The sequence below is a fragment of the Capnocytophaga sp. oral taxon 380 str. F0488 genome, assembly GCF_000318255.2.
Classification (GTDB): domain Bacteria; phylum Bacteroidota; class Bacteroidia; order Flavobacteriales; family Flavobacteriaceae; genus Capnocytophaga; species Capnocytophaga ochracea.
This window is the reverse complement of the sequence record NZ_KB291174.1, coordinates 85,014-95,416: the sequence shown is the minus strand read 5'-3', so window position 1 is coordinate 95,416 and position 10,403 is coordinate 85,014. Positions and strand designations below refer to the sequence as shown.

Annotated in this window: 9 protein-coding genes; 5 read left to right on the top strand and 4 right to left on the bottom strand. The window is 42.8% G+C overall.

The window, feature by feature from the left end:
- The first annotated feature begins 534 nt into the window (after window positions 1-534).
- Genes trpS through HMPREF9078_RS01630 form a run of 4 tightly spaced genes read left to right on the top strand, consistent with a single transcriptional unit; the run spans window position 535 to window position 4,512 of the window.
- Window positions 535-1,503 (top strand): tryptophan--tRNA ligase, encoded by a 969-nt coding sequence (trpS, locus tag HMPREF9078_RS01645; protein WP_009418979.1) that lies wholly within the window; start codon window positions 535-537, stop codon window positions 1,501-1,503.
- Between the two features lies 1 nt (window position 1,504).
- The gene (locus HMPREF9078_RS01640; protein WP_002674080.1) at window positions 1,505-2,467 is read left to right on the top strand and encodes a Gfo/Idh/MocA family protein; all 963 of its coding nucleotides are present in this window, start codon (window positions 1,505-1,507) and stop codon (window positions 2,465-2,467) included.
- A complete protein-coding gene (locus tag HMPREF9078_RS01635; protein WP_009418978.1) occupies window positions 2,464-3,876 on the top strand; it encodes an SPOR domain-containing protein in 1,413 nt (470 codons plus the stop codon). Before HMPREF9078_RS01640 ends, HMPREF9078_RS01635 begins: the two co-directional genes overlap by 4 nt.
- Window positions 3,877-3,879: 3 nt before the next feature.
- Window positions 3,880-4,512: a 7-carboxy-7-deazaguanine synthase QueE gene (locus HMPREF9078_RS01630; protein ID WP_009418977.1), complete on the top strand. Its 633-nt coding sequence runs from the start codon at window positions 3,880-3,882 to the stop codon at window positions 4,510-4,512.
- A gap of 54 nt (window positions 4,513-4,566) precedes the next feature.
- Here the strand turns inward: HMPREF9078_RS01630 and HMPREF9078_RS01625 are convergent, their stop codons facing one another.
- The 4 genes from HMPREF9078_RS01625 to dprA form a co-directional block, all read right to left on the bottom strand.
- Window positions 4,567-5,271, bottom strand: coding sequence for a bifunctional 2-polyprenyl-6-hydroxyphenol methylase/3-demethylubiquinol 3-O-methyltransferase UbiG (locus HMPREF9078_RS01625; protein WP_009418976.1), 705 nt, complete (start codon window positions 5,269-5,271; stop codon window positions 4,567-4,569).
- Complete coding sequence (locus HMPREF9078_RS01620) at window positions 5,271-6,239, bottom strand: DUF438 domain-containing protein (protein WP_009418975.1); 969 nt, start codon at window positions 6,237-6,239, stop codon at window positions 5,271-5,273. The genes HMPREF9078_RS01625 and HMPREF9078_RS01620 overlap by 1 nt, the downstream gene beginning before the upstream one ends.
- Window positions 6,240-6,454: 215 nt before the next feature.
- Window positions 6,455-7,543, bottom strand: coding sequence for a DNA polymerase IV (dinB, locus tag HMPREF9078_RS01615; protein WP_083477071.1), 1,089 nt, complete (start codon window positions 7,541-7,543; stop codon window positions 6,455-6,457).
- 18 nt (window positions 7,544-7,561) lie between these two features.
- Window positions 7,562-8,656, bottom strand: a complete 1,095-nt coding sequence (dprA, locus tag HMPREF9078_RS01610) for a DNA-processing protein DprA (RefSeq protein ID WP_009418972.1) — start codon at window positions 8,654-8,656, stop codon at window positions 7,562-7,564.
- Between the two features lie 285 nt (window positions 8,657-8,941).
- Between dprA and HMPREF9078_RS01605 the strand changes: the two genes are divergently transcribed.
- Window positions 8,942-9,685 carry a TIGR03915 family putative DNA repair protein gene (locus HMPREF9078_RS01605; RefSeq protein WP_009418971.1) on the top strand — a complete coding sequence of 248 codons (744 nt, stop codon included), beginning with the start codon at window positions 8,942-8,944 and terminating at the stop codon, window positions 9,683-9,685.
- Window positions 9,686-10,403: the final 718 nt, after the last annotated feature.

Here is a 10,403-nt window from a genome sequence, read left to right as displayed (position 1 = left end):
TTTTCACAAAACCTCTCCCTTCCTTCTTTCGAGCATTTTCGCTTTCTTTCAAAAATTCCTAACAGCCCCAACACATCGCTTTTTCATCTCAAACTTTGGCAAAGTTTTAAACTTTGCCAAAGTTGAATAAACTGACAATACCTCCGCTGGTTTACAAGACGCAGCCTTGATTTTGTTTAAATTTTGTTTAATTTCTGAGGCACAGCCTCATTCCTCTAACTCAAACTCACGCCTCATTTCCTAATTCTCTAATTTCCTAATTTCCTAATTCTCTAATTTTCTCTGCCTGTCGTGCTACGACTGCGCTCGCACCTAATTCTCTTTTCCGTCACCACATTCCCCCTTTGAAGATAGCCAGCGACAGCTTGGTATGTGCCTAGCGAGAGTGGAGTATGTGTAAAAAGGAATGTTATCCCTAGTGCCTATGGCCTAAGGCCTAATGCCTTTTCTCTAATTTCCTCATTCTCTAATTTTCTCATTTCCTAATTATTTCATACCTTTGCACTTTCTTAACTTATTATTTTTAATAAAACAATGGCTCGTGTATTAACAGGCATTCAAAGTACAGGTACTCCCCACTTAGGAAATATCCTAGGAGCAATCCTCCCAGCAGTGCAAATGGCATCAGACCCTTCTAACGAATCGTTTCTGTTCATCGCCGATATGCACTCCCTTACTCAAATAAAAGACGGTGCGCAACTCCGCGCCAACACTTATAGCGTTGCTGCCACTTGGTTGGCTTTCGGTTTAGATACTGATAAAGTAACCTTCTACCGCCAGAGCGACGTACCCCAAACCGCTGAACTCTCGTGGTACTTGGCTTGTTTTTTCCCTTACCAACGCCTCACCCTCGCCCATTCGTTTAAAGACAAAATGGACTACCTGCAAGACGTAAATGCTGGGCTCTTCACTTACCCTATGCTAATGGCAGCCGACATACTCTTGTATGATGCTGAGGTCGTACCTGTGGGCAAAGACCAGTTGCAACACCTCGAAATTACCCGCGATGTAGCTTCTCGTTTCAATCACCAAATGGGCGAAACTTTCGTATTGCCACAAGCTAAAATAGAGGAGAAAATAATGATTATACCAGGTACCGACGGCGAAAAGATGAGCAAGTCACGCAACAATTTCATCAATATTTTCTTGCCCGAAAAACAACTCCGCAAGCAAATAATGGCAATCCAAACCGATAGTACTCCTTTGGAAGCTCCCAAAGACCCCGATACTTGCAACGTGATGAGGCTCTACCGCCTGTTAGCTTCTCCTGAGCAAATACAAGCAATGGAAGAGGCTTACCGTGCAGGAGGTTATGGCTTCGGTCAAGCCAAACAAACCCTTTACGAACTGATATTAGAAAAATTTGCTACCCCACGCGAGCGCTACGTTTACTATATGGAGCATTTAAGCGAACTCGATGCTATATTAAAAGAAGGTGCTGCCAAAGCACACCGCGTAGCCGATGAAACTTTGCGCAGGGTACGCACCAAAATAGGATATTAAAATGACAAAATTAAAAGCTGGCGTCCTCGGTGCAGGACATTTAGGAAAGATACATTTGCGATTGCTCAACCAATCCGAAAAATACGAACTCGTAGGCTTCTACGACCCCGATGAAGCAAACGCTAAAAAAGTAAGCGAAGAGTTTGGCTATAAGCGTTTCGATAGTATAGAAGCACTCATCGCCGAATGTGATATGGTAGACGTAGTAACCCCTACCCTCAACCATTTTATGTGTGCCGAAAAGATTATCAAAGCAGGCAAACACCTCTTTATCGAAAAACCTATCGCTACTACGGTAGAAGAGGCAGAAGCTATGATTGCTCTTGCCAAAGAACACCACGTGAAAGGACAAGTAGGACACGTAGAGCGCTTCAATCCGGCTTTTATTGCCGTACGCGACCAAATTCACAACCCTATGTTCATCGAGGCACACCGCTTAGCTGAGTTCAACCCTCGTGGTACCGATGTGCCCGTAGTGCTCGACCTAATGATTCACGATATCGATGTAATCCTAAGCGTCGTAAAATCTAAGGTGAAACACATTTCGGCAAGTAGTGCAATGGTCATCAGTCATTCCCCCGATATTACTAATGCCCGCTTAGAGTTTGAGAACGGTTGTGTAGCCAATATCACTGCCAGCCGTATCTCTATGAAGAATATGCGCAAAAGCCGTTTCTTCCAGAAAGACGCTTATATATCCGTAGATTTTTTGGAGAAAAAAGTAGAGGTAGTGAAGATGAAAGACGCCCCAGAAGTACCAGGAGACTTCGATATGATACTCCAAAATGCAGAAGGAGAGCGCCGTCAAATCTATTTCGAATACCCTGAAATACATAATAACAACGCTATCTTAGACGAGCTCGAAAGCTTTGCCAATGCCATTGTAAACGATACGACCCCTATGGTCACTCTCGAACAAGGCACCGAAGCCCTCCGGATTGCCAAGAAAATAGTAAGTTTATGAAACATATCATCACATTGCTCGCTTGTGTGGGACTCGTTTTCTCCCTAAAAGCACAATCTACTACCGATTTTAACATTAGGTACGAAACCTTTATCAAAGGGGATATCAAAATTATAGGGAATAACATTCTTAATCGTAAAGAGAAACGCAATAGCCCTAACGACCCTTATAACGACCGTAGCCCGAAAGCTAAACTCAACGACGAGTTCGATATGCAATATATCGATATCGATGCTGACCCTAATACGTTTTCATCTAGTAGTGCCAATTTCTCTTATGAAGGAACAGGCGGAAAGGTAGCTTATGCAGGTTTGTACTGGTCGGCTACCTATCCATATGCTAAGGGCACCCTAAGAGGTAATAAAAATATCCCTGTTGATACTAATAGAGAAGACGCCAGTAGTGTACTACTGAAAATACCCGAAACCAATACCTATACCCCTATCGCTGGTGAACTCATTTACGACGGACGTACTGACGATGAGCTAAAAAACTCAGCACCTTATGTGTATTACGCCAATATCACCAATCTTTTAGCTCCGGCAACTAAAATAGAAGGCGATTATACCGTAGCCAATGTAAAAGCTGCTTTGGGGCAAATAGAAGGCGGTTCGGCAGCAGGCTGGGCGTTAGTAATAGTATACGAAAATCCTGATAGCAATGTAAAGAAAATCATTACTTACGATGGCTTTTCGGCTATTACCAATAAAGCTTCCAAAACCTTTACTTTTAGTGGATTTAAAACCCCTGAGGCAGGCGACTTTAAAACGCGTATTATGGGAGTAGCCCTCGAAGGCGACTTTAATATGGCAGGTGATAACGTAGCCGTTGGTGTACCTGCCAGCGGTAAAACCTCTTCTTTGGAAAGCAAATGGCGCCCTAATCAAAACTTTTTTAGCAGTGCCATTACAAATAACGATGAGGTAGTAAAAACACGCACCCCTAACAGCGAAAACACCTTAGGCTTTGATATCTTCCGTATGGATATCAAAAACGACAATCAATACCTGATTCCTAACAACACCAATTCATTAGATTTGAGTTATACACGTAGTCGCGACCGTTATTATTTGTTCCTTACCGCTTTGGAGATAGAAAATAATCCGAAGGAGATTACCCAATTACACCGTTCAACGAGAATAAGCAAACTGAAAGTCACCGATACTCAGCAGGGTTATTATGTGATAGTGGGAGTCTTCTTAAACTTCAATAATGTAAACAAACGAGTAGAAGAAATGAAGAAATGGGGGTATGATGCCCAAGTGTATTACAATAAAGACCAAGTACTAAACTACATTTATATAGCCCGTTATAATACCTACGACGAAGCTATGAAAAAGGTAGAAGAAGTACGAGAAAACACCGAAATCCCCGACCCGTGGATATTAGATGTGGCTAATTACGAATAATAAATGCTAAACAAAGATACACAGATAGCCTTGCAGAAAGGGGAACTCCTCCCCCTGATGGAGGCTTTTTATACCTTACAAGGCGAAGGTTTCTACAAAGGAACAGCCGCTTATTTCATTCGCTTAGGCGGTTGTGATGTAGGCTGTCATTGGTGTGATGTAAAGGAAAGTTGGCAAGCCGAAGCTCACCCCTTAGTACCCATAGATACCATTGTAGCCGAAGCCTTAGCACACTCCAAAACTATCATTATTACAGGGGGTGAACCACTGATGTGGAACTTAACTTTACTTACCGAAAAACTGAGAGCAGGAGGTGCTCGCACTCATATAGAGACCTCAGGAGCACACCCGTTATCAGGCTCTTGGGATTGGATATGCCTATCGCCTAAAAAAATAAAACGTCCCGTAGGAGACGTTCTTCAAAAAGCTAATGAGCTCAAAATGGTAATCTATAACAATCACGATTTTATTTTTGCCGAAGAAATGGCATCACAAGTATCGCCTGAGTGCCTACTTTACCTCCAACCCGAGTGGAGCAAACGCGCTGAGGTAATGCCTAAAATTGTAGATTATGTAATGGCTCACCCTCAGTGGAAAGCCTCTTTACAAATGCATAAATACCTTGACATTAGGTAATTAGATAATGTGATAATTAGAAACTGTGAAGCTACCCAATCATTTGCTAATTTACTAATTTGCTAATTTTGCAAGGTAATCAAAGTGTTCACCTTCGGCGATGAGTTCGCATTGTAAACCTACTGAAATTGCTACGTTTTGTAAAGTGTTGTAATCTACATACATCCAGGGGAAGGGCTTTTCTTTTTCTCCTTTATACTTCACCACGTAATCTACCTCTCCGTAATAATCGAAATAGAGCGGTACATCATAACTGCCATCAGGGTTCTCATCGAACATATAGATAATATCAGAAGAATCGGTGAGGATTTGTCCGTGTGGAGCTAAGAGAGTTTTCAGATGAGCATAAAAAACGCCCATTTGTTTCAATCGCCCGCACATACCTGCGCCATTCATCAGTAAGAGAATGGTGTCGTACTGTCCTGTTGTTTCCAATACATTCTGCACTTTGGCGTTGCGTAAACCTCTCAACAGGCACGCCTCAATAGCCTTAGGCGATAGGTCGATAGAATGTACTTCAAGCTTGCGTTCGTTCTGTAAATAGAGTCCGTGAGAGCCTGCTCCGCACCCCACTTCCAATACTTTACCTTTCGCCATTTGTAGGGCTTTTTGCTCTAACGGAGGCATCTGTTCAAAAGAGCGAAACAAATAAGGCAAGGGCAATACATCTTCTTCGGAAATAGTAGTTTCCGTTTTAATATCTTCGGTATATTGCCCTTGCTGATAATCTAAAATAGCTTGTCCGAATAAGTCTTTCATTAGTTATCCCACTCCAATAAACGGCGTTCGCCTTCAATTGTTTTTATATCGGTAATATCTTGCGACATTTCAATCACGCCTTTGTAGTTCTTTTCTTTATCGCGCACTGCAAAATAACGCACATAGATAAGGCGACCGCGATAATTGAACCAGAAATTAGCTTCGTTTTGAGTACCTGCTTTAAAGTTCTCTACGATTTTAAGCACCGTGCCCACGCTCTTAGGAGGATGACAGAACTTCACTTCGCGCCCTATAATACCGGCACTGCGAGGGAATACGCGTTCTTCGCCACGGTTGTAGAAAATCACGCGGTCGCGTTCATCTACAAAAGTGATATCAATAGGGAGGGTTTTGAGCAAGAGGTTTACCTGTTCAACAGTCATATAGCCCTCATCATAATGGGCAGCAGCATCATCAAATTTAACATCGGTGCGGCGTTCCGTATCCATTGAAGGGTGTACGTACACCGGTTCGCCGGGGTTGCTATTAGGGTAAGGTGCAGGTGCTTCTTTCAGCATCCAACCTATTTCCTCTTCGCCTTTGCGCATTTCAATCCAATCTTCTTCGGTGAGTAATTGCAAGGCGTTAGGGAACAGGATATTCGCTTCTACATTTAGCAAACGACCTAAATTATCTTCGATATAGCGCACATTGGTTTGCGCCGCATCAAGGTCTTTTTCTTCTAAGTTTTTGCGTACCAAACGGAAGATATCGCGAATGGTGTCGTGGAAAGACCACATATTCTGTGAAGGATTCGTCCAACCGCGTTTTTCCAAGAAAGGAAAGAGCTGGTTTTCTTTGCGAGCAAAGTGTTTTTCTACCGTTGCCAAATGGTTGAACACGTTGTAAAATTTCTGATAGTCGGTATGAGGGTCTATGCCGAGTAACTCGTCCATAAGTGAGTAAATAAGTTCAGCTTCAAGCATATAGGTATGCACGGGGTGTCCTGCGGGTAAAGTTTGTTCCATAAATGATTTTATTTTAGGACGCAAAGGTATGAAATAATTAGGAAATTAGAAAATTAGAGAATTAGATACGAGCCGTACAGGCAGTCGTAGCACGACGGGCGGGAAATTAATAAGTGAGAGAATTAGCAAATGAGTAGTGAAAAAATGTTTTTTTGATAAGTCAGACTTATTGAGCAAATCGGACAGGTTAGAGGTATAACGATAACTCTTTCTTATCAATCTGGGAATTCTAGTTTTAGTTGTATGTACATCGGCTTCTTTACTTCTTCTTTTTCGGGTTCGTTGTTGAGGTGAGAAAGCGAGATACCTAAGAGTCGTACTGATTCGGCAGGGCGTTCTTGATAGAGCAGTTCTTTGATGTGCAAGAGTATGTCGTCTTTACTACTTATGAAATCTTTAAGGGTTTTACTGCGCGTTTGCACCGTAAAGTTACTGTATTTAATTTTCAGGGTAACGGTTTTGCCGGCTACTTGCTGTTTGTCGAGACGACGGACTACGTCTTCGGCTATATGGTCGAGTTCGCGTAGCATATACACCTCGCTGGTGAGGTTCTCGGCAAAAGTTTCTTCTGCACCTACTGATTTGCGTATTCTGAAAGGTTGTACCTCACTGCGGTGAATGCCTCGTGAGAGTTCGTAGTAATAATGTCCGCTATTACCAAAATTCCGCTCTAAGAACTCCAATGATTTCTCGCGCAAGTCCCTCCCTTTAAATATCCCTAACTGGTACATCTTCTCGGCTGTTACTTTGCCTATACCGTAGAACTTGCGCACATCGAGTCTGTCTAAAAAATCTTGCACTTCGGCTTCGGTGATGGTGGTTTGTCCGTTGGGCTTGCGGTAGTCGCTGGCGATTTTAGCGATAAACTTATTTACCGAAATGCCTGCCGAAGCCGTGAGTCCGGTTTGTTGGAAGATGCGTTGGCGAATCTCTTGGGCGATAAGGGTAGCCGAAGGGTTGCCCTTTTTGTTTACGGTTACGTCTAAGTAAGCTTCATCAAGGGAAAGAGGTTCGACCAAATCAGTATATTCGTGAAAAATAGCCCGTATTTGCATCGATATTTGCTTGTAGCGCTCGAATCGAGGTTTTACAAAAATGAGATGTGGACACAGTTTGCGCGCTTGTGCCCCACTGATAGCACTGCGCACCCCAAACTTGCGCGCCTCGTAGCTGGCAGTAGCTACCACACCGCGTGGTTCCCCTCCGCCTACTGCAATTGCTTTCCCACGCAGTTCGGGATAGTCGAGCTGTTCTACCGAAGCATAGAAGGCGTCCATATCGATATGTATGATTTTTCTGTTCAAGGGATTAGGATTCAGTAATTAGATTGCTTCAAACCTCTTGCCAGGAAGGGGTTTTATTACTCCTTTGATTTCCATTTGAAAGAGGAGATTGGAGAGTTGGTAGATGGGCATTTGGCACCCCAAGGCGAGCTCGTCTAAACTTTGTTTGCCATTGGCTTTGAGATATGCGCTAATAGTTTCTTCCTCAGGAGAAAGAGTTACAAAAAGTTCTTGCTGTACGACTTTTGGGGCTGGGGTATCCCAACCTAATTGGTAAATGAGGTCTTTGGCTGAGGTGAGTAGGGTTGCTTTACCGTTGCGTATCAGTTCATTGCACCCCATACTATACGGGTCGGTGGTGCGCCCTGGCACGGCAAATACTTCGCGGTTGTAGGAGAAAGCTATATCGGCAGTGACTAAGCTTCCGCCTTTTAGTCCCGACTCAACAACTACGGTCGCCTGTGAAAGCCCTGCGATAATGCGATTACGACTGAGGAAATTCTTTCTATCGAAGGGACTCTGGCTACTGAAATCGGTGATGAACCCGCCGTTTTCTTCCATTGCCTCACAATACTTACTATGAGCTGCGGGGTAGATAGTATTGAGTCCGTGGGCAAGACAAGCCACCGTTTGTAGGCGGTGTTTCATCGCTACCTTATGGGCGGTAATATCTACTCCATAGGCATACCCACTGACGATTACCACATCTAACGAGGCGAGTTCTTCGATGAGTTTTTCGCAAAAAGCTGTGCCATAGCTGGTAATATTGCGAGTGCCTACAATACTGAGCAGTCGTTTATTTTGCAAGTGGATATTTCCTTTTTGGTAAAACAGTATTGGGCTGTCTACACACTGTTTGAGTGAGGAGGGATACTGTTCATCGGTATAAGTTATAATACTGATGTTTTGCTTTTGAGTGAATTGCAATTCGGTTTCTGCTTCGTGCAAACACCGAGCACTGAGTATGTTTTGAGTAATCTTAGAGCCAATACCTGCTACCTTCTCTAAGACACTTTTGGGTTGAGCGAATACGTTTTGAGCACTTCCAAAGTGTGAGATGAGTTTCTTGGCAGTTATATCGCCTATGAGAGGGATTTTCTTTAAGGCAATAAGATACAACAAATCATCTTTCATAATAAAGTATTAATGCGTAGTGCAAAGGTATAAATATTTTTTGAAATGGATATAATAGGAGAAAGGCCACAGGCCATAGGCCTTAGGCACTAGGGGGGTGATAGGGATTAGAAAATGAGGAAATGAGGAGGTGTGAGGCATTACGTCCTCACCCCCGTTCCCCCTCTCCAAAGGCGAGGGGGACAAGCTACAAAGGGGGAATGTGGGGACGGTGATTATTGTTAAAACATATTGTTAAAATAAAAAAAGAAGTATATTTGCGGGCTTTTGCGTATTTAACTGTATTTGGCTTTGAAACATTTGGTATACGACAGTACTTTTGAGGGGTTCCTCACAGCGGTATTTGCTGTTTTTGAGTATCGTTACAACGAGGTGACTATTGTAGCGAGACATCGGTTTGCGCCTTTGCTTTTTGGCGAGGAGGAAACGGTGTATACCGATGCTAATAAAGCGCAACGGGTGCTTACCAAAATAGAACAGTGTTGGGGTAAAGAAGGGGTGGCGATTGTGTTAAGGGCTTTCTTATCGGAAGAAACACATATGGAAGACTACTTATTGGAGGCTATTAGACTGATGGTGAAATACCCTGAGGGGAAAGTGTTGGAAAACTTTGCCCATAGGGCTATTGCTTCTATACGCAAAGCGGCTAAGAGTGTGAAACGTGAAGTGCACCGAATGAAAGAGTTTGTGCGCTTTGAAAAGATAGGCGAACTTTATTTTGCCAAAATAGTACCTGAGTATGACGTGTTGCCACTGGTTGTTCCTCATTTCAAAACACGTTTTTCTGACCAACAGTGGGTACTTTACGACCCTGAACGGGGTTATGGTTTTATTTACAATCTGCACGAGGTGTTGCCTTTTACTCCTGCGGATAAGCATTTTGGAGTGCTTACTCCGGCTACTGCTGATGCTTATCAAACTCTTTGGAAGACTTATTTTCAGCATATTAACATAGCCGAGCGCAAGAACGCAAAATACCAAATGAGGAATATGCCGAAACGCTATTGGCAGTACTTACCGGAAGTGTAATTTAGTTTCTTTCAAAATAATTTGTGTAGTTCGACTCTATTTACTACTTTTGTCGCCGTTAAAAAAGAGTTGAGGCCTTAGAACTTAGAACTTAGGCCCTAGGCCTTAGGCACTAGGCATTAGGAGGGGAATGAGGAAATTAGAAAATGAGAGAATTAGAAAATTAGGAAATGGGGTAAATGCCAAAAATACCAGAAATGCCAATAATACCAACAAAAGGAATGAGGAAATTAGAAAATGAGAGAATTAGGAAATGAGGTAAATGCCAAAAATACCACTAATCAACTTTGCCAAAGGTGCGAGTCGCACAGACAAAAACTTTGGCAAAGTGTGTACCGCAAAAGCGATGTGTTGAGGCTGGTTGGAGGATTCGGAAGAAAACGGAGATTTTCAAAAGGAGGAGTTGAGGTAAAAGGTAAAAAATGAGCTGTAATTTGGGTGGGGTTAGCTTATAGAGAGCTTATAGGAAGCTTATACGAATCTTGGAAGATTGGTATAGAAAGGGTGTGGGAGGGAGGGTTTTTGATGAAAAAAGGCTATTAGATGGGGGTTTTTGATAAAAAAAGGCTGTGAGGAGGGTGGAGTCTTAGCTTATAGGGAGCTTATAGGAAGCTTATACGAATCTTGGACGATTGGTATAGGAAAGGTATATAAATAATTGATTCATACTATAATACAACAACACTAAAAATGTTAAAAACGGGGTTTCGAGGCGAAA